Source organism: Paraburkholderia dilworthii, assembly GCF_000472525.1.
In the GTDB taxonomy this organism is placed as follows: Bacteria; Pseudomonadota; Gammaproteobacteria; order Burkholderiales; family Burkholderiaceae; genus Paraburkholderia; species Paraburkholderia dilworthii.
The window spans coordinates 619885-646818 of the sequence record NZ_AWZT01000001.1; the positions used below are offsets into that span (position 1 = coordinate 619885).

Genomic DNA, 26934 nt, shown 5'->3' on the forward strand with positions numbered 1-26934 from the left:
GCTCATTCGATCCGCTGCCCGCTCAGCACACGTTGCAGGTCATTAGGGGCCACCGGCTTGGTGAAGTGATGATCGAAGCCGGCCTCGACGGCGGTCTGCTTGTCCTGCTGTTGGCCCCAGCCGGTTACCGCGATGAGGCGAATGCCGGCGTCCGGATAGTCGCTGCGGACGCGGCGCGCGACTTCGTAGCCATTGAGGAACGGCAGGCCGATGTCGAGAATCACCGCCTGCGGTGCGAATTGGGCGATGAGTTCGAGCCCAGCGATGCCGTCGCTCGCCGTGCGCACCTGGTGGCCTTCCAGTTCGAGCACCATCGCGAGGCTGTCGGCGGCGTCCGCATTATCGTCGACGATGACGATCCGCAGGCCGGCGGCCGGCGGCTTTTCGGGCTCCGTTGCATCGGCGGGCGCGTCTGCGGAACTGGACAACGGCAGGCGGATTACGAATTCGCTGCCCTCGCCAGGGCCGCCGCTGAATGCCGCCACGGTGCCGCCGTGCAATTCCGCGAGGCCGCGCACAAGCGCAAGCCCGATGCCGAGTCCGCCTTGAGAGCGATCGAGCGCGGGCGCGAGTTGCGAGAACATTTCGAAAACGCTGGTCAGGTGTTCGCGAGGAATGCCGATGCCGGAATCTCGCACCACGATCACGGCTTCGTTGCCTTCGCGTTGTGCGGTGAGCGAGATGTTGCCGCCTGGCGGCGTGTATTTGGCCGCGTTATTCAGCAGGTTGAGGATCATTTGCGAAAGACGCGTCGGGTCTGCGTCGAGAAAAAGCGGCTCGCTGGGCAACGTCACGCTCAGATGATGCTCGGATGCCTGCACGGTCTCACGCGCGGATTCGATCGCGGATTGCATCGCGCGTGCAAGTTCCAGGCGCTGCTTGCGCAATTCGAGCTTGCCCTGCGTGATGCGCGAGACTTCGAGCAGATCGTCGACGAGATGTGTCATGTGCTGCAATTGGCGAGAGAACACGTCGCGCGACCAGTCCAATTGCGGGTCGCTGAATTCTTTTGCGCGCAGGATTTCGAGGACGTTACGCATCGGCGCAAGCGGATTGCGCAGTTCATGCGCGAGCGTTGCGAGAAATTCATCCTTGCGTCGATCGGCCTTCGAGAGTTCCAGATTCAGCCGCGTGAGTTGCTGCTCGGCGTGCCGTCGCTCGGTAATGTCACGATTGATGCTCACCGCGCCGTAAATGTCGCCGCGCGCGTTGGCGAGCGGTTTGACGACGGTTTCGCAAACCCCGCGCGAACCGTCGCGCCGCACGAACGGCAACTCGCCGCGCCACGTGCCGTATGCGCCGAGGCCCGCGAACACTTCGCGGCGAACACGCAGCGCGTCTTCAGGCGGATGAAAGATCGAAACCGGCTTGCCGAGAATTTCGCGCATCCGGTAACCGAGCATGCGTTCGCCGCCCGCGTTGAAGTCGGTGATATTGCCGCGTAAATCGGTGATAACGATGGCATCGCTCAGGTGCTCGAAAATCGCGGCCTGGCGCAGCAGCACGGTCTGCGCCTCCTTACGCTCGGTGATGTCGATGCCGAGGCCGTAGATCATCAACGGCTCGCCCTGTTCGTCGTAGGTCGCGCGGCCGCGGCCTTCCATCCAGCACCAGTCGCCGCTTGCATGCAGAAAGCGGAATTCGGCGACGTAGTCGTCGTGGCTTAGCACCGCGTGATCGACGGCCTCGTTGAGCGCAAGCAGATCGCCCGGATGGATCAGTTCGAAAAAGCCGCGCGACGTATTCGCGAAGCGTCCTTCGGCGTAACCCGCGAGTGCTTCAAGTTCGCGGCTCCACCAGAAGCTGCCGGTCTTCGGCTCGTGCGACCATGCACCCATGCGCGCGCCGCGCATGGCGAGGCTCAGCACGTCGCGGCTTTCCTGCAATTCCCTTTGCGCCCGCTGATGCGCCGCCACCGACGCCTCAGCATTGCGCCTCGCGAGCAATAACTCCTGTTCGTACTTATGACGATCGGCGACGATCAGCACCGCCACTTCGAAGTAGGTGCGCTCGCCGTGCGCGCGGCGCACCGCATTGAGCAACGCCGGCACCGTACGGCCGTCGCGGTGCAGCATGTTCAGCTTGACCTCGGCCACCGAGCCCTGAATCTGCAGCAGCGGCGCGCAATGCGTCTGATAAAACACCTTGCCGCCGGCAGTGAGCATGTCCTGAAGGCTCATCCCGCTCATGAGGTCGGCGGCGCTATGGCCGAGCCATTCGCAGAACGTCGCGTTGGCGCGCACGATGCGGCCGTCGGTATCCGTAACGACGAGACCGCAGGCGGCGTGCTCGAACAGCGCATCGGCTAAAGGCAATGAGCGGTCGGTGCTTTGCATTGCGTTAAGAGCCCGTCGTCCGCAGGAAAGCGCCGATAGCCTCCGCGGTCGCGCGAGGCGCGCTCAGGTGCGGACAGTGACCATTGTTCTCGATGATGCGCAGCGTGCTGCCGGGCATCACGCGATGCATGTACTCGCCCACCGCGCGCGGCGCGATGAGGTCTTCGCTTGCTTGCAGAATGAGCGTCGGTATGGGGTTCGAAGGCAGCAGGCCGCGATGATCGGAGAGAAACGTGACGCGTGCGAACTGTGCGGCGATCTGCGGATCGGTCTGGCAAAAACTATTGGTCAATTCAACGCCGAGCTCCGGCTGATCGGGTGCGCCCATGATGGCGGGGGCCATCGCGCTCGACCAGCCGAGATAATTGCTCTCCAGTGTGGTGAGCAGGTCGTCGATATCTTCGCGCGTGAAGCCGCCGCGGTAGTCGCCGTCGTTCACATAGCAGGGCGACGGACCCACCATCGCCTGAGCGCAGAAGAGCTGCGGTACCTGCACGGCGGCGAGCAGGCCGATCATCGCGCTTACCGAATGGCCGACAAACACGACCGGCTCGTCGGCCACTTCGCGGACGAGTTCGATCAGATCGCGCGCATAGCCGTGCAGCGAATCGTATTTGTCGGCGTCGTATGCGCAAAGGTCTGACGATCCGCTGCCGACGTGATCGAACAGCACGAGGCGGTAATCGTCATGGAAGAACGGAGCGAGCCGTCGCCACATTGTCTGGTCGCAGCCAAAGCCATGCGCGAGCACCACGGTGCGTGCGCCGCGTCCGGAAATGTTTACGTTGTTGCGCTGGATGATGCTCATTGTCGAGTCCTGGAGCGTGCCGGGATGGAAGCGGCGGATGCGCTCTGTCCGGCACCTGACGGAATGTTACCGCAGTCTCGCAGCCGTGCCGCCGCGCCCGGGACTCAGCCGGTCTTGATCGGCTGCTTCGACGCGCCTTGCGGCTCAATGCCGAAGCGCTCGTACTGGGCAATCACCTGCGCCCCGAACAGCAGCAGCGTGGCGAGCCATTCGAGGCTGAACAGAATGACGATTGCCGTCGTGAGCGAACCGTAGACCACGCTGACCTGCGAGAGCGTCGCGAAGTACCAGACGAGCACATGCCGCGTGATCTCCCACAACACCGCAGCAACGATGCCGCCGAACAGCGCGTGTTTGAGGGATGGCCGTCCGACCGGCATCACCATATAGATCGACGTCAGCACGAAAATCTCGCCGGCAAGCCCCAACAGGTACAGCAGAATGCGCGAAGGGCCTTGCAGCGAAACGTGCAGGCCGAACAGGTCGAGGCCTTCGGCACCCACGGCTTCGAGCCCGCTCGAAACCAGCGTGACGATCAGTGCGCCGACGCCGAGGAACAGGATGTAGCAATAGGGCAGCAACGCCGAAAGTAAAAAATGCCGCCGCCGTATCACCACGCGATGAACGAAGATCAGCGACATCGCGTTTTCCAGTATCGTGAATGCGAGCGAACTGAAGAACAGCATCGTGACGAACAGCACCCAGCCGATCACCGCACGGTGAGCGAGAAAATTGGCGAGCTCCCGCACGAGCGCGCCCGATTGACCGGGCACGAGCCATCGCAGAAGATGCCCCAATGCGGCGAGCAGAACTTGCTGAGGCACGATGCGCGACAGCGCGATGACAATGAGGATCATCAGCGGCACGATGGAAAGCAGCGCGTAGTACGCGACCGCGCCGGCGAGCAGCAAACCCTGGTTGGCCCGGAACGCCTTCAGCGTATCGAGGATGAACCTGCCCGGATGTTTCGCGACATACAGCGTGCGGTGATCGATGATGGAGTGCATGAGGCCTCGCCACGCGCGTTTGCCGGGCCGCCGATGGGCGGCACGTATCGGTGCGCTCGAACGTAGACAAGCAAGAACGCCGCCATCCCTTAGGAAACTGTGCAATCCACACCGCGCACGCGATTGGATGTTCGGGAATAGGCTTTGCTCCACGCTTGCGACATGGGATCCGATCCAACACTCAATAGCGCAGCGCCAAATGCCGGCCCGGGGGACCTCGTCGTCGCGCGTCCCGAGGGTTTGTATTGTCCGCCCGGCAACTTCTATATCGATCCCTGGCAGCCGGTGCAGCGCGCTGTGATCACGCACGCGCATTCCGATCATGCGCGCTTCGGGCATCGGCATTATCTCGCGGCGCAAGCGGGCGCAAACGTACTGCTGTCCCGCCTACCCGACATATCACTGCAAACGCTCGCATACGGTGAACGGCTCGACATCAATGGCGTAACCGTATCGCTGCATCCGGCTGGGCATGTGCTTGGGTCCGCGCAATTGCGCATCGAACACGGTGGCCGCGTGTGGGTGGCATCGGGCGATTACAAACTCGACCCCGATCCCACCTGCGATGCATTCGAGCCCGTGCGCTGCGACACCTTCATCACCGAGTCGACCTTCGGCTTGCCGATCTACCGATGGGATACGCCGCAAACGGTGTTCGACGGCGTCGATTCGTGGTGGCGCCATAACGCTGCCGAAGGACGCGCGTCCGTGTTGTTCTGCTATTCGTTCGGCAAGGCGCAGCGCGTGCTGGCAAGCGTCGACGCGGCCATCGGCCCGATCTTCTGTCATGGCGCGGTCGAACCGCTCAATCGCGCTTATCGCGAGGCCGGCGTGCGTTTGCCGCCGGTGCGGCTCGTCAGCGAAATCGCGCCGAAAGACAAGGCGGCGTTCAGCCAGGCGCTGATCGTCGCACCGCCATCGGCGCAGGGCAGCGCGTGGCTCAAACGTTTCGGCGACTATAGCGACGCGTTCGCGTCGGGCTGGATGCGTTTGCGCGGCGCTCGCCGCAGACGCGGCGTGGACCGCGGGTTCGTGCTTTCCGATCATGCGGATTGGCCCGCGCTGCAAACGGCGATTCACGCGACGGGCGCGCAGCGCGTGATCGTCACGCATGGCTCGGTGGAACCGATGGTGCGCTGGCTGCGCGAGCAAGGGCTCGAAGCAGGCTCATTCGCAACGCAATACGGCGACGATACGGTCGAAGCCGATGCATTGGGCGGCAGCCTTAGCGGCAGCGAGACAGTTGCGCCCGACACTACACCGCGCGCACAGAGCAGCGAAGCGCACGCGCATGAACTCGACGATACCGCGAGCCGTCCATGAAGCGCTTCGCTGCTCTTTATACCGCGCTCGACGCGACCACATCCACGCACGACAAGCTCGAAGCGCTGACGAGCTACTTCGCGGTGGCCGAGCCGGAAGACGCCGCATGGGCGTCGTACTTTCTGGCCGGCGGCAAGCCGCGGCAATCGGTGCCCACGCGCCTGCTCACCGAATTCGCACGCGAACGCGCGGGCTTGCCCGCCTGGCTCTTCGAGGAGTCGTATCACGCAGTCGGCGATCTTGCGGAAACCATCGCGCATATTTTGCCGCCCGCACAACGCAGTTCCGAACTCGGGCTCACGCAATGGATCGAGCAGCGTGTGCTGAGCTTGCGCGGTGTTGCGCCGGAAGAATTGCGCACGCGTCTGTTCAGCTATTGGGACGAACTCGACTGGAGCGGACGCTTTCTGCTCACGAAGCTGATTGGCGGAGGTTTTCGCGTCGGCGTTGCGCGGCAGCTGGTCGTGCGCGCGCTCGCGGAAGTTGCCGGCGTCGACCATAAGCGGATCGCTCAGCGCATGGTCGGATGGACCGATTCGCGGCAGAAGCCGGACGCGGCGCGCTATCTGCGTCTGATCGCGCCCGAGGCGCCCGAGGTCGCGAACGCAGATGAACAGCAATCGACGCAGCGGCACGACAGCGATCTGGGCTTGCCGTATCCGTTCTTTCTCGCGCATCCGTTGCAGGCCGATCCTGAGACGCTCGGCGATCCGTCGCGCTGGCTGATCGAATGGAAGTGGGACGGCATACGCGCACAGCTCGTCAAACGCGGCGGACGTGTGTGGTTGTGGTCGCGCGGCGAGGATCTGATCACCGATCGCTTTCCGGAAGTGGCCGCGCTTGGCGAGGCCTTGCCGGACGGCTTCGTGATCGACGGTGAAATTCTCGCGTGGGAGCCTGGCGCCGCTGCGCCGTTGCCGTTCGCGCGTCTTCAACCGCGCATTGCGCGCAAGACGCTGACGAAAAGAATTCTCGCGGATTCGCCCGCCGCACTGGTTGCATACGATCTGCTCGAAGCTCACGGCGAAGATTTGCGCATGACGCCGCTCGCCGGGCGGCGCGCGCGTCTGGATGCGCTGGCCGTATCGCTCGACAGCATGCCTGCACGCGAGCTGCTACGTGTATCGCCGCTCGTAGCGGGCGCTGACTGGCGCGCCCTGGCAGCGCTACGCGAAGAGAGCCGCGCGCGCGGCGTCGAGGGTTTGATGCTCAAGGACCGGGGCTCGATGTACGGTGTTGGCCGCACGAAAGCATCAGGCACGTGGTGGAAATGGAAAATCGATCCCTATGCGGTCGACGCCGTACTGGTTTACGCGCAACGCGGACATGGCCGCCGTGCGAGCCTATACACTGATTTCACGTTCGCGGTCTGGGACGAAGCCAACGGCGTACGCACACTCGTGCCGTTTGCAAAGGCGTATTCGGGTCTTACCGATGAGGAAATGCGCCAGGTTGACGCCATCGTGCGCAAGACTACGATCGAGAAGTTCGGACCGGTGCGCAGCGTGACGCCGACGCTCGTATTCGAAATCGGCTTCGAAGGCATTCAGGCGAGTGCGCGCCACAAGTCCGGCGTGGCCGTGCGGTTCCCGCGCATGCTGCGCTGGCGCACGGACAAGCATATCGACGACGCCGACACGCTTGCGATGCTGAAGGGTTTCATCGACGATCGTGCGGCGTAACCCTCGCACTAACGAATAGCCGGCCAATCAATACGACGCATCGGCAACGACGCATTCGCAACAGATAGACCACATACAGCGCCGCTGGCTGATCGCGGCCCATCCAGAAATGTAATGAATGACGCGGCGCTGCGCGGGAGCGAATCTTGCAACCGTGCGGCGGATGCCGTGATGCGGCGCGCGCAGGAATCAGGGAGAACGTAGTGAGGCTCGACAACCGATTCGACGACAGTGAAGACGTGGTCGTATGGCGGCCCATCCAGTATGCGATGGCCTCGCACCGTCGCGTGCTGGTGGTGGACGACTATCGCGAAGCCGCGGACGCGCTGCAAATGCTGTTGAACGCGGATGGATTCGAATGCCGGGCGCTGGAAGATCCGCATGCGGTATGCGATATGGCGTCCGAGTGGCAGCCGTTCGCCGTGGTTCTCGACATCAAGATGCCGGGGCTCGACGGCTTTGAACTTGCGCGGCGTCTGCGTGCGCATCCGTCGACCGCGCATATGCTGCTTGTGGCGTGTACGGCATTCGCTTCGCGTGACGACCGTGCGCGCGCCCGCGCTGTCGGTTTCGACGCGCACTGCGCGAAACCGTTGACGCCCGAGCTTCTGTTGCGCGTGCTGGAATCGGCCGCGGCGCTGCATGCAGCGGGGCCGCCGTAAAGCATGCGCGAGGTTTGAAAAAACTGCGGGGTTGCCGACGCGGGTTGTCGATGTGGGTTGTCGATGTGGGTTGTTAGCGATGCACCAGAAAGCCGCGCCACATGCGGGCCCGGGGGTTGCTAAACGTGTTGCAAGCCGTGCGTTTTGCACGCCGCACATGTTCATCAGCATTCTGGAGGTCGTATGAGCGACACACAACGTCCCACGCCACCGTTCTCAGGGCAGCAGCAGGATCAGACTCCCGGCCGCACCGCGCCGATGCAGCCTCAACCCGATCACGGCGAGAAATCGTATAAGGGCTCGGGACGCCTCGCTGGCAAGGCGGCGATCATCACCGGCGGCGACAGCGGCATCGGCCGCGCAGTCGCCATCGCCTTCGCGCGCGAAGGCGCGGACGTACTGATCGCCTATCTGAACGAGGACGACGACGCACGCGAAACCGCGCGCTGGGTCGAAGAGGCAGGCCGCAAAGCGGTGCTCATGCCTGGCGACATCACGAACCGGGCGCATTGCAACGCGATTGTCGACAAAGCGGTCGAGGCTTTCGGCCGGCTCGACGTGCTCGTGAACAACGCCGCGTATCAGATGACCTACCCCTCGATCGACGAGATTACCGACGAGGAGTGGGACAAGACATTCGATACCAACATCGGCGCGATGTTCCGGATCACGCGCGCCGCGGTCAAGCATATGAAACCAGGCGCCGCCATTGTGAACACGACGTCGATCAATGCGGACCATCCGAACCCTGGCTTGCTTGCGTACGCGACGACCAAGGGCGCGATTCAGAACTTCACGGGCGGGCTCGCGCAACTGCTGGCAGAAAAGGGCATTCGCGCCAACTGCGTGGCGCCGGGACCGATCTGGACGCCGCTGATTCCGTCGACGATGCCGCCGGAAAAGGTCGAAAAATTCGGCCAGCAAGTGCCCATGAAGCGACCCGGACAGCCGGCCGAACTCGCGCCGGCCTACGTGATGCTGGCTTCCGACGAAGCCAGTTACATCTCAGGCGCGACGATCGCGGTCACGGGCGGCTCGCCGATTATTTAGGCATATTGATTGAATGTAGAAGGCACCCCTGGTTGCCTGCTCAAGCGTAAGCAGTGGTGCCGCAGAACGCCTCACACATTAAGTCGACGCAGGACTGCGATAGTTCGCCTTGCGGCGGCACAACCCATCCTGCTGGCACACGGCTTGCGCGCGTAAGTAATTCGTTCTTGCGCTCGCTGTGCGTGACCCATCGTCAGGAGAAAATCCCATGAATACACCCATTGCGGACACGCCGCTGGATGTCGCGCCTGGCGACGTTCAACGCGTGTCGGTGAGCTTCGACATCAACGGAAAAAAGCACCACTTCGACGTGGAAGCCTGGACGTCGCTTCTCGATTTGCTGCGCGAACACTGCCATTTGAGCGGCACGAAGAAGGGCTGCGATCACGGACAATGCGGCGCGTGCACCGCCATTGTGAGTGGTCAACGTATCAATACCTGTCTCGCGCTTGCGGTGGTTTACGACGGTGCGTCGATTACGACAATCGAAGGACTCGCGAACGGCGAGGCGTTGCATCCGGTTCAACAGGCTTTCATCGATCATGACGCGTTTCAGTGTGGCTATTGCACGCCGGGGCAAATCTGTTCAGCCGTGGCGATGCTCGAGGAAGGCCACGCGAAAACGGCCGCCGACGTGCGCGAACTGATGAGCGGCAACCTGTGCCGCTGCGGTGCCTACACTAGCATCGTCGCGGCGATTCTCGATGTAGGTGAGTTTGCGGATAAAGGAGCGCGGTCATGAATCGCTTCTCGTATATGCGTGCGAGCGAAGTGCCGCAAGCCATCGAACAGCATCGCGCGAACCCGGCCGCTGCGTTTATCGCGGGCGGCACCAATCTGGTAGACCTGTGGCGCGAGAACGTCGCGCATCCGCAGGTCGTGGTCGACATCAACCGTTTGCCGCTCAGAGAGATCGAACCGACCGCGGCGGGCGGACTTAAGATCGGCGCGCTCGTGACCAACAGCGCGGCCGCTTACGACGCCGCGATCGTTTCGCGCTATCCGTTGTTGTCCAAGGCGATTCTCGCGGGCGCTTCGCCGCAGATTCGAAATGTGGCGAGCGTTGGCGGCAATCTGTTGCAGCGCACTCGCTGCCTCTATTTCTACGATGCGGGCACGCGCTGCAACAAGCGCGAACCCGGCACCGGCTGCCCGGCGATGGAAGGCGTGAACCGGATGCACGCGATCCTCGGCGCGAGCGAACACTGCATTGCCGTTCATCCTTCCGACATGTGCGTGGCCCTGGCTGCGCTCGATGCAACGGTTCACCTATCGGGGCCCGACGGCGCGCGCGTGCTGCCGTTCGCCGATTTCCACCGCTTGGCCGGCGACACGCCGCACATCGATACGAATTTGCGCGACGACGAAGTGATTACCGCAGTCGAGTTGCCAAAGCAGGGCTTCGCCGAGCATCACGCGTACGTGAAAGTGCGCGACAGGGCGTCGTATGCGTTTGCGCTTGTCTCCGTCGCGCTGGGATTGGAGCTCGACGGCGACATCATCATGAATGCGCATTGCGCGCTAGGCGGCGTCGCGCACAAGCCCTGGCGCAATAGGGATGCTGAAGCATCGCTGCGCGGCAAGACACTGAACGTCGACACCGTGCGCAACTTCGCCACCTATGTGCTGCGCGACGCGCAGGGCCGCCGGGGCAACGCGTTCAAGATCGAATTGACGGCGCGCGCCATCGAGCGTGCATTTCTGATCGCAAGGCAACGTTCGTTCGAGGAGTCGGCGCTATGAACCGTATCGAGACTTTGCCGGCACTGCGCGCGAGCGGCGTGCCGCACAAGCGCGTCGACGGCAGGCTGAAGGTAACCGGCGCCGCGCAGTACGCGGCCGACTTCACCGCGAACGGGCTCACGTACGGCTTTGTCGTATCGAGCACGATTGCGGCGGGGCGCATCGTGTCGATCGATTCATCCGCCGCGCTTGCGCTACCGGGCGTGCTGCATGTGCTGACGTATCTGAATCGCCCCGAATTGCCTCGCGAGGACAAACCCTACAAGGATAAGGTCGCGCCCGGCGGCAGCCCGCTCAGGCCGCTATGGGACGACCGCGTGTGGTACAGCGGCCAGCCGGTGGCGCTCGTGCTCGCGCAGTCGCTCGAACTCGCGCGTCATGCGGCGTCGCTCGTGGACGTGCGCTATGAGTCGGCGCCGCATCGCACGGATATGGGCGAGGTGCTCATGGATGCCGTGCCGCCGTCGACGGAGAAGGGCGGCTTCGACCCGCCGCCCGCGCCGCGCGGCGACGCGGATGCCGCGTTGGCAAGCGCCGTGGCGCGTGTCGATGCGTTCTACAGCACACCCGCCGAATATCACAATCCGATGGAAATGCACGGTTGCACGGTCGTGCCTGGCGACCACGGTCATTTGACCGTGTACGAAAAGACCCAGGGGGTCGTCAACACGAAGTCGTATCTGACCGCTGTGTTCGGCTTGAGCGATGACGAGGTGCAAGTTGTCTCGCCATTCGTGGGCGGCGCATTCGGCTCCGGGCTCAGGCCGCAGTATCACCTCGCACTCGCGGTCATGGCGGCGCTCGAACTCAAGCGGCCAGTGCGGGTGACGTTGACGCGCCAGCAAATGTTTACGTTTGCGCATCGTCCGCAATCCATTCAGCGCGTCGCGCTCGGCGCCGGTGCCGACGGCAGGTTGCAGGCAGTGATTCACGAAGCAGTGTCCGAGACCTCCCAATATGAGGACTACTGTGACGTGGTGGTGAATTGGGCCGGTCAACTTTATCAATGCGAAAACGTGACGCTCGGCTACAAGGTCGCGAGGCTCGATGTGCCGACGCCCGCCGACATGCGTGCACCGGGCGCCGCACAAGGCCTTTTTCCGCTGGAAGTGGCGATGGACGAACTGGCCGAGGCGTTACAGATGGACCCGCTCGAACTGCGCCTCATCAACTACGCGGAACGCGATGGCAACAAGAATCTGCCGTTCTCGAGCAAGGCGCTGCGCGAATGCTATCGCGAAGGCGCGGCGCGTTTCGGTTGGGACAGGCGGCCGCTTGCGCCCCGCGCGCGGCGCGAGGGCACGGAGCTGATCGGCTGGGGCATGGCGACGGGTGCTTGGGACGCGATGCAAAACGAAGCGTCGGCGCGCGCGGTGCTTACGCGTGACGGCCGCGTGACTGTGTCGAGCTCGACCGCCGATATCGGCACCGGCACTTACACCGCGATGACGCAGATCGCGGCGGACGCGCTCGGTGTGCCGCTTCACGACGTCGTGTTCGAACTCGGCGATACGCGCTTGCCAGAGGCGCCGATCGAAGGCGGATCGTGGACTGTGTCGTCGGTGGGCAGCGCAGTCGATGTCGCGTGCAAGCGGTTGCATAACCGTCTCGTCGAGCTAGCGCGGCAACATGGCGGCACACGATTCGCGGCTGTCGCCCGCGAGGACATCAGGCGCATGGGCAAGCAGATCGTATGCGGCTCAGGCAAGGAAGACGTAATCGCGATCGACGCACTGCTTGAGCGCGCCGGACTCGAAGCGCTCGAAGAACAGGCGAGCGTGAAGCCGCACGAAAAGCAGCAGGCGTATTCGATGGGCACGCATTCGGCGATTTTCGTCGAAGCGCGCGTGGACGAGGCGCTGGGCACCGTGCGCGTGACACGCGTGGTGAGCGCGGTGGCCGCCGGTCACATCGTCAATCCAAAGACCGCGGCGAGTCAGGTGGCAGGCGGCGTGGTGTGGGGCATCAGCATGGCGCTGCACGAGGAAGGGCAGTTCGATCACGACATAGGCCGACAGATGAACCACAACCTCGCCGAATATCACGTGCCGGTCAACGCGGATATTCACGATATAGACGTGCTGTTCGTCGAGGAGCACGACGATATCGTCAATCCGCTCGGCGCGAAGGGCGTGGGTGAGATCGGCGTGGTCGGCGTGGCGGCGGCCGTGAGCAACGCGATCTGGCATGCAACCGGCAAGCGCGTGCGGGACTTGCCGATTACGTTGGACAAGCTGTTCGCGTGAATGCCGGTTGGAGCGCGCAGCGAGGTGAACAGAAACACATGAATGCGGAGCGGGGTTCGTTAGCCGCGCTCCGCTCCGTTCATTGCGCTGCGCTCATCGTCCTCACGCCGCGTATCGGCGTATCAGTGGACCGGAGCACCGCGAAACGCGGCGTCAGTCGGCGTATTTGAATTCAGGCAGCGCTTCTAGCGACTTTTTAGTTGCCTCGGGCAGAACCACGCGACGGTTCGTGATCTGCAGATCGTTGAACGGAACTGCCACGAGATGCTTGCCCATGCCGAGGAAACCGCCCACCGACAGAATCGCGTAGGTGCCGCGGTCGCCGCCTGGCGAGACGATCAGATCGTCGACCGTTCCAATGGTGTCCTTGTTCTTGTTGAAGACATCGGCCCCTGCGAGCTTCGACGCGCGGTAGCCGCTCGCAAGCTGGACCACGTCGGTACGCCTCTCGGTGATCGATTGCGGTGCGCCCTGAGCGTGAGCGTTGCCGTACGAGAAGAGAGTGCCGACGAGCAGTGCCGCTGCAAGCAGCGGTCTCGATTGCGTGCTTCGCATGATCGTTTCTCCTTGTTATGCATGTGGCGCCGATCCGGCGCGTCCAGTCAGCTTTCAAAGCCGTTACCGCAAATTCCGTGCCGCGCGGGCATCGCTGCAAAGGCGCGGGCCTGGGGATTGCTACACGAGCGAGCCTGCTCTTCATATTGCCTACACTGGAAACGCGCGCGAGCGCCCTTTGCTTCTCACAGGAATCCCTATGTCATCCCCGGCCAATTACTCCACCCGCATCGCGGAAGGCACGCCTTTTCCGCTCGGCGCGACATGGAACGGAAACGGTGTGAACTTCGCACTCTTCTCGGCGCACGCGACCAAAGTCGAACTGTGTCTATTCGATGAAACGGGTCAGCATGAAATCGAGCGCATAGAACTGCCGGAATATACCGACGAGGTCTGGCACGTGTTCGTGCCTAATCTGAAACCCGGCGCGGTGTACGGTTACCGCGTGCATGGTCCGTACGAGCCCGAGAAGGGTCATCGCTTCAATGCGAACAAGCTGCTGCTCGATCCTTATGCAAAGGCGCACATCGGCGAATTGAAATGGGCGCCTGAAATCTTCGGCTATACGCTCGATTCCGAAGATGCGGACCTGTCGTTCGACGAGCGCGACAGCGCGCCGTTCGTGCCGAAATGCAAGGTCGTGGACGCCACATTTTCATGGGCTCATCCCGAGCGCAATCCGCTGCCGTGGGACCGCGTGATCTTCTATGAAACGCATGTGCGCGGCTTCACGAAACGCCATCCGCAAGTGCCGGAAAATCTGCGCGGCACTTTCGCGGGGCTCGGGCAGAAAGCGGTGATCGATTACATCAGGAGCCTCGGCGTAACCTCGGTCGAACTGATGCCGATCCAGACTTTCGTCAACGACAGCTATCTGCTGGACAAGGGCCTGACGAATTACTGGGGCTACAACACAATCGGCTTCTTTGCAGCCGACCCGCGATTCTTTGCTTCGTCGACCGAGTCGGTCAGCGAGTTCAAGGGAATGGTGGACAGTTTCCATAACGCGAACCTCGAAGTGATTCTCGACGTGGTGTACAACCACACCGCCGAAGGCAACGAACGTGGGCCGACGCTCTCGTTCAAGGGCATCGACAACGCGTCGTACTATCGCCTGATGCCCGATGAGCCGCGCTATTACATCAACGATACGGGCACCGGCAATACGCTGAATCTCTCGCATCCGCGCGTGCTGCAGATGGTGACCGACAGCCTGCGTTACTGGGTGACGGAGATGAAGGTCGACGGTTTCCGCTTCGACCTCGCGACTATTCTCGGCCGCGAGCCGCATGGCTTCGACGAAGGCGGCGGCTTTCTCGACAGTTGCCGGCAAGACCCGGTTCTCTCCAGCGTGCGGCTCATCGCGGAGCCGTGGGATTGCGGTCCCGGCGGCTATCAGGTGGGTGGCTTTCCGCCCGGATGGGCCGAATGGAACGACCGCTTTCGCGACACCGTGCGCGCGTACTGGAAGGGCGACGAGGGCATGGTCGCCGATCTCGCGACGCGCCTGACCGGCTCCGGCGACAAGTTCAATCATCGCGGCCGGCGTCCGTGGGCCAGCGTGAACTTCATCGCTGCGCACGACGGCTTCACGCTGAACGATCTCGTCTCATACAACGACAAGCACAACGAGGCGAACGGCGAGGACAACAAGGACGGTCACTCGGACAACAAGTCGTGGAATATGGGCGTCGAAGGTCCGACCGACGACCCCGAGATCCGTCAGCAACGCGAGCGTCAGAAACGCAATCTGCTCGCCACATTGCTGCTCTCGCAAGGCACGCCGATGATTCTCGCGGGCGATGAATTCGGCCGCACGCAGAAGGGCAACAACAACGCTTATTGCCAGGACAATGAGATCAGCTGGGTGGATTGGGACGGCATCGACGACGACGGCCGTGCGCTGACCGAGTTCGTGAGAAACCTGACCACGCTGCGTCACCGCTTGCCGGTGCTGCGTCGCAGCCGCTTTCTCACGGGCGAATACAACGAGGCGCTCGACGTCACCGACGCGCGTTGGCTCTCGCCTGACGGCGCCGATCTCGCGCCTGAGCAATGGGCCGATCCGTCGATGCGCTGCTTCGGCCTCGTGATCGACGGCCGCGCGCAGGCGAGCGGCATTCGCCGGCCCGCATCGGACGCGACCTTGTTGCTGGTGCTGAACGCGCATCACGACGTCGTCAATTTCACGTTGCCCGACGTGCCCGAAGGTGAGCGCTGGACTTGTCTGCTCGACACCAACATGCCGGTGCGCCCAGAGTTGCCTCAGTTCAGTGCTGGCGACGACTATCAGGTCACTGCGCGCTCACTGCTGCTGTTCGCGCTCGAAGCGCCGAGCCGCGCGACGCAACGCGTGTTCGACCGGCTCGAGGAGCAACTCACCTCGGACGAAAGTGAAGCCCCGCCTGCGACGTAAGCAGGAATAGCAATTGCTCTACCGATGATGGCCGCGCGCATGCAGATCGTTGTGCGCGGCCTTCGCCATGTCGGCATCCGCGAGACCTTAACCGTAGGTGATCAAATGGAACAGGAGCAGACCTCTCAGGAGGAACAGATTCGCATGCGCGCTTATTACCTGTGGGAACACGCGTCGGAGCCGAAGGGCACACCGGACGAGTATTGGGAGCAGGCCCGCAGCGAGATCGAGAAGGAAGCGCCGCCAGTGGAAAGCGGGCCGATTGCAGAAGAGCCAAAAAAATAGACACATGAAAGGGAGCACTAAAGGAGCGCCACAATCAATAACGATCAGCACATAGCGCAATGAAGGACGTCCCCGAACCGTCGCGCGGCAGGCCTCCCACGCGCATCGACGCGCCGCCTGCCGCGTTCGGTCTCGACGCGCTGATCGCGCTCGGCGCGGGCGCCGGTTTTGTCGCGTGCCTATACTTCGCGCGAGCCGTTCTGATTCCCATGACGCTCGCGATCATGCTGAGCTTTCTCGTCGCGCCGCTTGTGAAGTCGCTGGGGCGCCTCAGGCTCGGCCACGTCGCGTCGGTCTTCGCCGCGGTGCTGATATCGGTGTCGGTGATCGGCGTGCTCGGCGCGGTAATTACGATGCAGTTGACGGAGCTCGCCGCCGGCATGCCGCGCTATCAGGCGACTATCGAGCGGAAGATAGAAGCCGCGCATACGCTGACCGTCGGCAAGCTCGACCGCTTCGCCAAAGCCGCCGGCCAGGCGCTGCAACGCGCTACCGTCGAGCCGACGCAACCCGCGCCGCGACACGACGCGTCTTCTGCCGATGGCCGCGCATCCGCTGCGGTACCTGTAGAAGTGCGCGAGCCGGTGCCGACACCGCTGGAACTCGCGCGCCGTGTGTTGTCGCCGGCCATCAGTCCGCTCGAGACGGCGTTTATCGTGTTCGTCGTGATGGTCGTGATCCTGCTGCAACGCGATGATTTGCGCGACCGTGCGATTCGCCTGTTCGGCTCGCGCGACCTGCATCGCACCACCACCGTGATGGACGAAGCAGCGCGACGCTTGAGCCGTTACTTCGTTTCGCAACTCGGATTGAATGCGGCGCTCGGGGTCGCTATCGGTACGGGGCTTTTTTTTATCGGCGTGCCGAGTCCGATTCTGTGGGGCATTCTCGCCGCCTTGCTGCGGCTCGTGCCCTACGTCGGCATCTGGATTGCAGGCGGTCTTGCGACCGCGCTCGCAGCCGCGGTGAGTCCCGGTTGGGATATGGCAGTCTGGTGCATCGCGCTCTTCGTGACCGTCGAACTGCTGGTGGGCCAAGTGGTCGAGCCGCTGCTTTACGGACGCAGCACCGGGCTCTCGCCGTTTTCGGTGGTCGTGGCCGCGATCTTCTGGAGCTGGATCTGGGGGCCGATCGGCTTGATCATGTCGACGCCGTTGACCCTCTGCCTGCTCGTGCTCGGCCGGCATATCCGGCGTCTGGAATTTCTCGACGTGATGCTGGGCGACCAGCCCGCGCTCACGCCCGTCGAAAATTTCTATCAACGTGCGCTCGCGGGCGATCCCGACGAAGCCATCGCGCAAGCGGAGTTGCTGCTGCGTGAGCGTTCGCTGTCGGCATACTACGACGAGGTGACGATCAAGGGCCTGCAACTCGCCGCCAACGATGTCGTGCGCGGCAGCGTCACCGCGGCGCAGCTCGCGCGCATCGAGTCCACCACCAACGATCTGGTCGATGGCCTCGACAGTTATGCGGACGAGCAGCCGCTGCGGTTCGCGGGAGCAGAGGATAGCCGGGATGTCGGACCGGTCGCGCCGTCGCGCAACTTGCCGGTCTTATCGGGGGAAACGCACGCGTTGTTTGCGAATCAGGCTTCGCATGGCGCCGCCGAAGAGCCGCGCGAAGAGCGTCCCGAAGAGGCCGCTGAAAACGCGCTGGAGCGCGCGAGAGAAACGCAGCACGCCGCGCATGCCCGCGTGTTGTGTATGCCTGGACGCGGACCGCTCGATCCGCTCGCGACCACGATCCTGTTGCAGTTGCTCGGCAAGCACGGCTTCGCGGCACGCGCGCTGCCGCACGAGGCTGCTTCGCGTGCGTCGATCGACCAGATGGACGCCGACGACGTGGGCATCGTCTGCATCGTCTACTTGCAGATCGACGGCATTCCCTCCCATTTGCGTTATATGGTGCGGCGCATTCGCGCGCGCTTGCCGAAGGTGTCGATCATCGTCGGACTGTGGGCGCGTGAGGATTTCGAGAAGTGGAGCGTCGATCTGCAAAACGCAATGGGCGCGGAATGCTATGTCACTTCGTTGCAGGAGATGCTAGCCGCTTGCCGCGCATGCGGCAGCAAGACGAGTTCGGAATCGCTCGCGGTTGCGAGCGCCTAAAAGCCTCTCGACAAAAAAACGCCCGGCGCTTTCACGTCCGGGCGTTGTTCGTTGGCGGCGGCCCTTACTTGCCGGTAGCTTCGTCTTCCGATGACGTGTCTTCGTCGTCGGTCACGATTTTCGTCGTGCCGCCGGTGGAGGGCGGGTCGCTCGCCGGAAAAGTATCTTCGACTTCCTTGTCGATCTGCTTCTCCGTCTTGTCGGCGTTCGGATGTTGTTCCTTGGGGTCTGGCATGACGTTTCTCCTTCGGCTAATAAATGTGATGCGCGGGACAGCTACCCGTTCGCGCGGCCCACGTGGGGCGTTTTTTACATCGGCGTGTAGGGTTGAACGGTAAGTGAAAGATAGGCGAACATAAGCGTACGAGGGGGGAACGCCAGGCGAACGATAAGCGAACGACAGGCGGCCACGCGTTAGCCTCTCCCGCACGACTCGCGCCCGACGATTTGCAATGCGTCTGCGCGCGTAAGCGGGCCGCGGCGCATTGCATCGATCAAGCGCGCCGTTTGCGCGTCGCGTTCGCAGGCAAGCACGGCGAGAACCTCGTCGTTTTTCACATATAGCGCAGCAAATTCGTGGCGATCCAGGTCGCCATCGACAAGCAGTTCATCCCACTCGCTAGCGTGGCCGAGATATTCGAAGGTCTTGCCGAAGTAATAGGTCCAGAAAAACGGCACACCGCTGTAGCGATTGCGTGCGCCGCACATGTTCTCAGCGGCAATGCGCGCGTGCTGCTGCGCGACGCGCCAATGTTCGATGCGTAGCGGCTCCTCGTTCTCGCGCAGCGGAAAGACCGCGATATCGCCGGCGGCATAGAGACCGGGCGCCGCCTGCATGCCGGCATTCACGATCACGCCGCCATCCTTATGCAGCGGCAGTCCTTCGATAAAACCGGTGGCGGGCGCAACGCCTGTGCCTAACAGCACCACGTCGGCGGCAATATGCTCGCCGCCTTCCAGCATCACTTCATGCACGCTGCCTTCTTCCCCTTCGAGGGAAGCGACCTTCGTTCCCAGATGAAACTTAACGCCATTGCTTTCGTGCAGCGCGCGGAACATCGCGCCCACCCGTTCGCCGAACTGCTTTGCGAAAGGCACTTTGTCCGGAGAAATAACGTTGACCTGCACGCCGCGTTTGCGCAGCGCGGCAGCGGTTTCAAGTGCAATGAAGCTGCTGCCGAGAATCGCTACCTGGGTGGAGGCGGTAGCGGCGGTCTCACTGGCGAATCCGTCGGCCGGCCCGTCGCCAAGCGCCTCGACGATTGCAGCGGCGTCGTCGAGATGGCGCAGCACGTACACGCCGCCGAGTTCGCAGCCAGGAATCGATGGGACTTTCGGCACACTGCCGGTGGCGAGCAACGCTGTGTCGTAAGTCAGCTCCCCGCCGGTTTGCAGATGAACGGTGCGCTTCGGAACATCGAGGCGCACCACTTTCGCGACGATCCGCTCCACGCCGTGCTGTCCGAACCAGTCAGCGGCGAGTAGCGGCGGCACATCGGCGGGGGACATTTCGGCGGATGGGACAAACTTGCTGAGCGACGTACGGTCGTAGGGCGCGTGCGCTTCGTCGCCGATCAGCGTGATGCGTCCAGTAAAGCCGGACTCGCGCAGCGCCGCGCAAGCTGCGGCGCCTGCCGCGCCTGCGCCGACCACCGCGAAGTGCGGCTTCTCTGTGCGGGAAGGCTCTGTTTCGTTCGGCAGCTTTTCGGGCGTGACCATGACGTCGTCGCCGTCCACGATCACCGCGTAGCGTTCGAGCGGCACCAGCGGCGGCGGCTCCAGCACCGTGCCGGTCGCGGCGTCGAACGTACCCTTGTGCCAGGGGCAAACGATCCTGCCGCGGCACAGCGCGCCTTTTTCGAGCGGTCCTCCCGCGTGCGGACAGTCGGCGGAGTACGCACGCACGGTGTCGCCGTCGCGGACCAGCAGAATCTTCTCGTCATCCACGACGACGCGTTGTGCCCGATCCTCGCGCAATTGCGAGAGCTGAGCCACGTGTCGGGCAGTCGTAGGCATGCGCGTTCCTTGGGCGTATAGCAGGACAGCGCGCGGCGGAGTCGCGCGCCGACGCGGCGTGTCAAAGAGAGAGGGCACGGTTCTCGGAACGAGCAATTGCTGTGCCCGACCTCTGGCCAGACGAACGCAGGCGAAAACATTGTCGATTCTTCGCGCGGTGCTATGTGGATGGCCGGAAATTGCGGTAGATTCCTTCCAGGAAATAGCGCACGACCACTTAGGGGCACGATACGTGCGACGAATCTCAGACCTCTCGTGATCTTTAACTGGAGACGTTGGCCGTGCAGCGTGCGGAGCGAGTCGCCGTCGATTTCCCAATGCCGTCGCGCAACTTCGCCGCAACGCGGCGTGTGCTTCTTGTCGTGCTTGCAGTTTCCATTCTGTTTCCTCTTGCCTGTCTCGCGGGATACGGCTATTTCGACTACCAGCGCCGTATCGCCGATTCAAACGACGTGATCGACCGGCTGGTACGCGTGACCGAGGAGCAGGCCGTCAAGGTGCTCGATCTGAATCAGCAGATGGCGTCGCGCATCGTCGAACTGATCGGTGACGAGGACGACGCGCAGCTTCGCGCGCATGACGCGCAATTGCATCGGAGTCTGCGCGAAATCGGCGGAGACTTTCCGCAAGTAGCGTCGATCAATTTGATCGGCGTGAACGGCGATCTGCTGGTGTCGAGCCGCGCGTATCCGGCTGCGCGCATTTCAATTGGGGACCGCGAAGACTTTGTTGCCGCGCGAGCGATGCGCCCGCACCCTTACTTCTCGCTGCCGATGTTTGGCCCGCTATCGCAAACGGATGTGTTCAACACGACCGTCGCGCGCACCGATGCGGAGGGCCGGTTCCTCGGCGCGGTGTCGGTCGCGTTGCGCAACGAGTACTTCTCGCACTTTTATCGTGAGCTCACCAATGGCGACCCTTCGCTCGCGTTGGCCCTATACCGCCAGGACGGCAATTTGCTGGTCCGCTATCCTCCGTGGCCGGTAGGTGCGACGGCGACTACGGCGGATGCGTTTGCCGCCGCGTTGCGCGACAAGCAGTTGTCCGGCCACGTGCGCGTCAAATCGCCGGTGGATGGCGGCGAGCGGCTTGTCGCGTTTCGCCGCGTCGGCGATTACCCGCTCTATGTGTCGAGCGCGTATTCAACGGGCTCCATCGTCGATGTCTGGCGCCGGCACTTCATGGTGATCGCCGCGTTGACCGCGGTGCCGTGCATCGCGATCTGGATACTGGTGCTTTATTCGCTGCGTCAACTCGATGGCGAGCGCGTTGCGTGGGAGCGCTGGCAGGGCGAGGTCGCGATGCGGCTCTCGGCGGAAGCATCCAGCCGGCAATTGCAGCGCATGGGCGCGCTCGGGAACCTGGTCGCCAACGTGGCGCACGATTTCAACAATCTGTTGATGGTCGTCTCGGCGAACATCGAGCTTGCGCGTATGAAGCGCTACAACAACCTCGAAAAGGAAATGACCGCGGTGCAGCGCGCCACCGCGACGGCCGAATCGCTGACGCGGCGGCTGCTGAGCGTCGCGAAGAAACAGCCGCTAAAACAGGAGCCGATCGATCTCAGGAAGTGGATGCCGGGCGCGGCGCCGCTCGTCGAGGCGGCGCTCGGCGACCACATCGTGCTCGCGCTCAGCATCGTCGACGATGTGTGGGAAGTGCTCGCCGATCCGACCGACCTCGAACTCGCGATCATGAACCTCGCGGTGAATGCGCGAGATGCGATGCCGCGCGGCGGACGCTTCGTGATTCGTTGCCAGAACAACCGGCTCGTCGGCAGCGATACCTTGTTGCCCGATGGCGAATACGTGCTGATCGCATGTTCCGACGACGGCGAAGGCATGCCCGAATCGGTCGCGCGGCGCGCCTTCGAGCCGCTCTTTACCACGAAGCTGAGCGGTTCCGGCGCGGGCCTCGGGCTGGCGCAGGTTCTGTCGATGTGCGAACAGGCGGGCGGCACCGCGAAGATCGACAGCGTGCCCGGCAGCGGCACAACGGTAAGGCTTTACCTGCCGCGCTATCGCGAACGCCGCCAGACGCGTCCCGTGAATGAGGAAGTGGCCGAGCAGCCAGCGCTGCGGCACGCGGGCATGGTGCTGCTCGTGGAAGACAACGAGGACGTCGCGGCGGGCGTCGCAGCGGTGCTCGAAACCTTCGGCTGCGAAGTGCGGCACGAGCCCACCGCCGATCAGGCGCTCGACGTGCTGACTGGCGGCGAGCGCTTCGAACTCGTGCTCTCGGACATCCAGATGCCGGGCAAGCTCAACGGCATCGACCTTGCCGAGAAAGTGCGCAGCGCATGGCCCTCGCAGAAGATCGCGTTAATGACGGGCTATGCCGATGAACTCGAACGCGCACGGCGCCTCGGCGTGGCCATATTGGCGAAGCCGTTCGACATTGCGGAGCTGCACGCGCTCGTGGCTTGCGAACCTTGAAGCGTTGAAATCCTGAGGCACACCCCTTGCTGAACTTCTGACGAGGCATGCGCACGCGGCGCGCTTGTGTGCGCAATCCGCTTCTATTTCGCTTCCATCCCGACAGGAGAACAGTCATGAAGATCAGAAAGGCACTGCTTATTTCCACATTGCTTGCGGCTTCCTCGGTTGCGGTCGCACAAGGCGCGGGCGGCGCGGGCGGTGGCGCTGGCGGTGGGCCCGCCGGCAACAGCCCGAGCACCGACGCCGGCGCGAATGCATCGACGCGCGAGGGCGGCGACATGCAGGCGTCGGGCGCAATGTCGCATTCCAAGTCGAAGAAGCACTCGTCCAAGTCGTCGAAAACCACCAAGCCCGCGACCGACACCACCAATATGCCGGGCGCGAACGCAAGCAGCGACGCGAAGGGGAAATAACGCGCGCATCATCGCGAATCATCGCGACTAAGGGCCCACGGCGCAAACGCGCTGCGGGCGCCTTATGAATGACCTGTTTCTGCCGATGCGGCTAGCTCTTTTCCTGTGCCGCGTCGTACTTGCCGAGCGCCGCCGCGCTGTTCAGGCGTGCGCGTTTGAGGAGCGCCTGCTGCGCTTCCTCGACGTTGCTCGGCATGCCTTTCCACGCTTGCAACGGCGGCTCCTGCAATGCGCGCCCATACGAGAAGCTTAGATTCCACGGCAGCGTTCCGAGGCGATTCATTGCGTCGAGGTTTGCTGTCGCTTCCTCGGGCGACTGTCCGCCGGAGAGAAATACAATGCCCGGCACGGCCGAGGGCACCGTGCGTTTCAGGATCCGCAGCGTATAAGCGGCAATATCGGCGGTGGACGATTGCCGCGCGTTCTCCGGGCCGGCGAGTACCATGCTCGGCTTCAACAGCATATGTTCGAGCACCACGCGATGCCGGTGCAGCGCATTGAACACTTCGTGCAGGACAGCTTCGGTCACTTCGGCGCTGCGCTCGATCGAGTGGTCGCCATCCATCAGCACTTCCGGTTCGACAATTGGCACGATGCCGGCTTCCTGCGCAATTGCCGCATAGCGCGCGAGCGAGTCGGCATTTGCTGCGATCGCGAGGCGGCTCGGCAGATGGGCTGCTATGTTGTAGACAGCGCGCCACTTCGCAAAGCGCGCGCCTTGCTGTTTGTAATCGACGAAACGGCGCGCGAGGCCGTCGAGGCCTTCGGTGATTTCATCGCCGGGAGCGTGCGCAAGCGCGATCTTGCCGAGGTCCACCTTGATGCCCGGCGCGATGCCGTTTTTTGCCGCGAGCTGTGGAAACGGCGTGCCGTCGTCGGCTTTCTGGCCGAGCGTTTCCTGATAAAGAATCACGCCGCTCACGAATTCGCCGAGGCCGGGCGTGGTGAGCAGCAGATTGCGATATGCGCGGCGGTTTTCCTCGGTGGACTCGATTCCGATCGTCTTGAAGCGCCTGGCGATGGTCGGGCCGCTTTCGTCTGCGGCGAGCAGGCCCTTGCCGGGCTGGACCATTGCATCGACGGTGGCTTGCAGTTCGCTACGGGTGTCCATGAGATATGCTCCCTTTGTTCCGGTTGCGGTAGGAAAACTGAGGCTTCGACGCGTTGGCCGCTGTACATTGGCCGCTGCACGTTCGCCGCGCATTTGGCCTCGCGTTTGTCCTCGCATTCGGCCTCACTAGTTACCTGCATTATTCGCCGATCAGATGCAGCACGATGTCGCGATGATGCGTATGACGCCGATGCTCGAACAGATAGAGGCCTTGCCATGTACCGAGCGCCAGCTGCCCGTGCTCGACGGGTACGCTCAACTGCACTTGCGTCAATGCGGTGCGCAGATGCGCGGGCATGTCGTCGGGTCCTTCGGCGTCGTGCTCGTAGCGTTGCTGGTCTTCGGGCGCGAGGTTCGCGAAGTAGCGCTCCAGATCGCGCTGCACGGAAGGGTCCGCATTCTCCTGGATCAGCAACGACGCTGACGTGTGACGGCAAAACAGCGTCAGCAGTCCGGTGTCGATCTGCTGAGCCGCGACGAAGCGGCGTGCTTCGTCGGTGAATTCGACGAGTCCGCGAGTGGGCGCCTTGACGCTCAGATGGTGAATGGCTTGCCGCATGATGGAAGCGCTTGAGTTCGAGGCCGGTTCAGAGCGACGCAAATGCGTCCGCGATCTGCTCGACGCTGGTGGGGCGAACGACGCGCGCCACTTCGGCGCCGTCGCGCATGAAAATTAGCGTAGGCCATAGCTTGACCTTGAACGAGCGGCCTAGTGGCCGGCCGGGGCCGTCTTCGATCTTCAGATGCCTGACGCCGGCATGCGCTTCGAAAGCCTTTGCAATCGACGCCTGCGCGCCTTGGCAATAGCCGCACCAGTCCGTACCGAACTCGATGACGGTGGCGCCTGGCAACGCGTCGACTTCGGCTCGGGAAGGGGCTTGGGTGGAATAGGCTGTCCGGGTTGCCATGCATGCTCCGCTGCGGGTTGAGTGATGCGCCGTCTACCGCCATGTATTCATGGCGGCGAGCGTCCGCTGCGGTGGACGCGCCGCTGCCGCACCTGATTTGATAAGAGTACCAGCTATTGGTTCGAGTTTTCAGGCGGGGGATTCACATCGATCGCACACGGTTCTGCTCGACTCATGATGACGCGGCAGTACGCAGCAGATGCGCGCGACGCACGGCAAGCAGCCCGCTTCGCGCGGCCACGGCGTTCGCAATCCGGCTCGCAAAAACCGGCACCACAAATTTGGGACGCGCCGCTGCGGGTTTACGCGCCCGCACGCGCGGCCGATAATGCCCCGTCATTCCCGCCACGAAGTCTGCCGCGCGCGCCGCGCCTGGCAAGCTCGATTCTCCAAAGCCCACAGCCGCCCGTGTTGAAAAGCTCACGTTTTCTTGGCCTGCTGCACATTCCCGGCTTCAAGCCGCTCGCCGCTGCCACGCTGATGCTCGGCGTGGCCATGTCGTTCACCGCTCCGTATCTATCGCTTTTCGGCGTCGAGCGCGCCGGCATGACGCCGTTCCAGCTTGGCATATTCATGACGCTGATCGCGGCAAGCGGCGTGCTCGCGAGCACCTTCGCGGGGCGCTGGAGCGATGCGAGCGGCCGGCATCGTCCGTTGCTGCTGGCGGCGCTCGTGCTAGCCGCGCTCGGCTACCTGTCTTTATGCGTCGTCCGCGATTACCGGCTGTTGCTTGTTGTCGGCATCGTCTTTATTGGCGCAGGCGGTTCAGCCATTTCGATGGTGTTCTCGTTCAGCCGCGCCGCGCTGCCCGTACCGGACGCGGCCGAGCGTGTGTTCGCCAGCGCAACCTTGCGCACGATCCTGTCGGCGGCGTGGGTGTTCGGGCCTTCAGTGGGCGCGCTGGTGCTCGCGGCAACGAGTTTCTACGGGCTCTTCCTGTTCGCCGCGGCGAGCTTTGCGACGTGCGCTGCCATCGTGTGGCGCATGCGCGAGCCGCAAGGACATCTCGGCGACCATACGGTGCAGGACACGGCATCGGAGCCGTCGGCATCCATCACCGTGCCGCCGTTGACGGAGCCGGGCGAAGACGCGCACGAGGACTTGCCGGGGGTTGCATCGGCGAACGACATTGGCCGCGCGGTCGCGGCGCTCACCTTGCTCGGACTCGCCGCGAATGCCACGATGATCGTCTTGCCGCTTTACATCGTGCATGGGCTGAACGGTACGCATCTGGACGTATCGGTGATGCTGGGCCTCGGCGCCTTGACCGAGATCCCGATGATGCTCGCGCTCGGTGCCAAGTCGTCCAGTCTGCACAAGCCGAACTGGCTGGCCGCATGCGCGGCGGTTCACGCGGCGTATTTCGTCGCGATGTCGTTTGCGGGAAACGTGCATGTGCTGATTCCGATGCAGATTCTCAACGCGTTCGTGGTCGCCGTGACTTCGTGCCTCGGCATGACCTATGTGCAGGACCTGATGCCGCATTCGCCCGGCCGCGCCACGGCGCTCTTCTTCAATGCGGCGCGGGTCGGCTCGATTCTGTCGGGCGTGCTGTCCGGTTTGCTGGTGCAAGCCTTCAGCTATCGCGGCACGTTCCTCTTCTGCGGATTGCTGGCGCTGTGCGCGCTGGTGCTGTTCGCGGTGCCGGGCTACCGCTATCCGCTGATGTGGCGAGCCGTGCGGCGTTTCGCTCGCAGGCAATACGGCAAGCTTCAGGGGAGTCGCTCGTTGCGGGGAGGCCGCGAACCGTAAGCGGCGGCAGGACATATTGCGTGCGTGCGCGCGCAGCGCAAGTTTGCATTGAACTGAACAGGAGGAACTTTACGC

The 26934-nt window shown here is 63.2% G+C and carries 22 protein-coding genes; 13 read left to right on the forward strand and 9 right to left on the reverse strand.

The window, feature by feature from the left end:
* Nucleotides 1–2 precede the first annotated feature (2 nt).
* The 3 genes from F759_RS0103175 to F759_RS0103185 form a co-directional block, all read right to left on the reverse strand.
* Entirely contained in the window at nt 3–2336 is a 2334-nt protein-coding gene (locus F759_RS0103175) for a PAS domain S-box protein (RefSeq protein WP_027798568.1), read from the reverse strand.
* A 4-nt stretch (nt 2337–2340) separates the two neighbouring features.
* Nucleotides 2341–3144: an alpha/beta fold hydrolase gene (locus tag F759_RS0103180; protein WP_027798569.1), complete on the reverse strand. Its 804-nt coding sequence runs from the start codon at nt 3142–3144 to the stop codon at nt 2341–2343.
* 104 nt (nt 3145–3248) lie between these two features.
* Nucleotides 3249–4151, reverse strand: coding sequence for a YihY/virulence factor BrkB family protein (locus F759_RS0103185; protein WP_027798570.1), 903 nt, complete (start codon nt 4149–4151; stop codon nt 3249–3251).
* A 162-nt stretch (nt 4152–4313) separates the two neighbouring features.
* On the opposite strand from F759_RS0103185, the gene F759_RS0103190 reads away from it, so the two are divergent.
* From F759_RS0103190 to F759_RS0103220, 7 genes are all read left to right on the forward strand, one after another.
* Nucleotides 4314–5474 carry a ligase-associated DNA damage response exonuclease gene (locus F759_RS0103190; protein WP_036023394.1) on the forward strand — a complete coding sequence of 387 codons (1161 nt, stop codon included), beginning with the start codon at nt 4314–4316 and terminating at the stop codon, nt 5472–5474.
* Nucleotides 5471–7156: an ATP-dependent DNA ligase gene (locus F759_RS0103195; RefSeq protein WP_027798572.1), complete on the forward strand. Its 1686-nt coding sequence runs from the start codon at nt 5471–5473 to the stop codon at nt 7154–7156. The genes F759_RS0103190 and F759_RS0103195 overlap by 4 nt, the downstream gene beginning before the upstream one ends.
* 203 nt (nt 7157–7359) lie before the next feature.
* The gene (locus tag F759_RS0103200) at nt 7360–7818 is read left to right on the forward strand and encodes a response regulator (RefSeq protein ID WP_027798573.1); all 459 of its coding nucleotides are present in this window, start codon (nt 7360–7362) and stop codon (nt 7816–7818) included.
* A 183-nt stretch (nt 7819–8001) separates the two neighbouring features.
* Nucleotides 8002–8868, forward strand: a complete 867-nt coding sequence (locus F759_RS0103205; protein WP_027798574.1) for an SDR family oxidoreductase — start codon at nt 8002–8004, stop codon at nt 8866–8868.
* A gap of 208 nt (nt 8869–9076) precedes the next feature.
* On the forward strand, nt 9077–9610 hold the full coding sequence (locus F759_RS0103210) for a (2Fe-2S)-binding protein (protein WP_027798575.1): 534 nt from the start codon (nt 9077–9079) through the stop codon (nt 9608–9610).
* Nucleotides 9607–10611: an FAD binding domain-containing protein gene (locus tag F759_RS0103215; protein ID WP_027798576.1), complete on the forward strand. Its 1005-nt coding sequence runs from the start codon at nt 9607–9609 to the stop codon at nt 10609–10611. Before F759_RS0103210 ends, F759_RS0103215 begins: the two co-directional genes overlap by 4 nt.
* Nucleotides 10608–12857, forward strand: a complete 2250-nt coding sequence (locus tag F759_RS0103220) for a xanthine dehydrogenase family protein molybdopterin-binding subunit (RefSeq protein WP_027798577.1) — start codon at nt 10608–10610, stop codon at nt 12855–12857. Before F759_RS0103215 ends, F759_RS0103220 begins: the two co-directional genes overlap by 4 nt.
* Nucleotides 12858–13010: 153 nt before the next feature.
* Here F759_RS0103220 and F759_RS0103225 read toward each other — a convergent pair whose 3' ends face one another.
* Nucleotides 13011–13412, reverse strand: a complete 402-nt coding sequence (locus F759_RS0103225; protein WP_027798578.1) for a PRC-barrel domain-containing protein — start codon at nt 13410–13412, stop codon at nt 13011–13013.
* 199 nt (nt 13413–13611) lie between these two features.
* On the opposite strand from F759_RS0103225, the gene glgX reads away from it, so the two are divergent.
* The 3 genes from glgX (at nt 13612) to F759_RS0103240 (ending at nt 18221) form a co-directional block, all read left to right on the forward strand.
* Nucleotides 13612–15828: a glycogen debranching protein GlgX gene (gene glgX / locus F759_RS0103230; protein ID WP_027798579.1), complete on the forward strand. Its 2217-nt coding sequence runs from the start codon at nt 13612–13614 to the stop codon at nt 15826–15828.
* A gap of 105 nt (nt 15829–15933) precedes the next feature.
* Nucleotides 15934–16113 carry a DUF2934 domain-containing protein gene (locus F759_RS0103235; protein ID WP_027798580.1) on the forward strand — a complete coding sequence of 60 codons (180 nt, stop codon included), beginning with the start codon at nt 15934–15936 and terminating at the stop codon, nt 16111–16113.
* A gap of 59 nt (nt 16114–16172) precedes the next feature.
* Nucleotides 16173–18221, forward strand: coding sequence for an AI-2E family transporter (locus F759_RS0103240; RefSeq protein ID WP_027798581.1), 2049 nt, complete (start codon nt 16173–16175; stop codon nt 18219–18221).
* Between the two features lie 64 nt (nt 18222–18285).
* Here the strand turns inward: F759_RS0103240 and F759_RS43190 are convergent, their stop codons facing one another.
* On the reverse strand, nt 18286–18456 hold the full coding sequence (locus tag F759_RS43190) for a hypothetical protein (RefSeq protein ID WP_167334000.1): 171 nt from the start codon (nt 18454–18456) through the stop codon (nt 18286–18288).
* Nucleotides 18457–18635: 179 nt separating this feature from the next.
* Complete coding sequence (locus F759_RS0103250; protein WP_027798582.1) at nt 18636–20237, reverse strand: FAD-dependent oxidoreductase; 1602 nt, start codon at nt 20235–20237, stop codon at nt 18636–18638.
* A gap of 281 nt (nt 20238–20518) precedes the next feature.
* Between F759_RS0103250 and F759_RS0103255 the strand changes: the two genes are divergently transcribed.
* Entirely contained in the window at nt 20519–22672 is a 2154-nt protein-coding gene (locus tag F759_RS0103255; protein ID WP_027798583.1) for a hybrid sensor histidine kinase/response regulator, read from the forward strand.
* Nucleotides 22673–22788: 116 nt separating this feature from the next.
* Nucleotides 22789–23088 (forward strand): hypothetical protein, encoded by a 300-nt coding sequence (locus F759_RS0103260; RefSeq protein WP_027798584.1) that lies wholly within the window; start codon nt 22789–22791, stop codon nt 23086–23088.
* A 91-nt stretch (nt 23089–23179) separates the two neighbouring features.
* Here F759_RS0103260 and F759_RS0103265 read toward each other — a convergent pair whose 3' ends face one another.
* The 3 genes from F759_RS0103265 to F759_RS0103275 form a co-directional block, all read right to left on the reverse strand.
* Nucleotides 23180–24199, reverse strand: a complete 1020-nt coding sequence (locus tag F759_RS0103265; protein ID WP_027798585.1) for a class I fructose-bisphosphate aldolase — start codon at nt 24197–24199, stop codon at nt 23180–23182.
* A gap of 139 nt (nt 24200–24338) precedes the next feature.
* The gene (locus tag F759_RS0103270) at nt 24339–24758 is read right to left on the reverse strand and encodes a secondary thiamine-phosphate synthase enzyme YjbQ (protein ID WP_027798586.1); all 420 of its coding nucleotides are present in this window, start codon (nt 24756–24758) and stop codon (nt 24339–24341) included.
* A 28-nt stretch (nt 24759–24786) separates the two neighbouring features.
* Nucleotides 24787–25107 carry a thioredoxin family protein gene (locus F759_RS0103275; protein WP_027798587.1) on the reverse strand — a complete coding sequence of 107 codons (321 nt, stop codon included), beginning with the start codon at nt 25105–25107 and terminating at the stop codon, nt 24787–24789.
* A 408-nt stretch (nt 25108–25515) separates the two neighbouring features.
* On the opposite strand from F759_RS0103275, the gene F759_RS0103280 reads away from it, so the two are divergent.
* Entirely contained in the window at nt 25516–26859 is a 1344-nt protein-coding gene (locus F759_RS0103280) for a sugar efflux transporter (RefSeq protein ID WP_027798588.1), read from the forward strand.
* Nucleotides 26860–26934 lie beyond the last annotated feature (75 nt).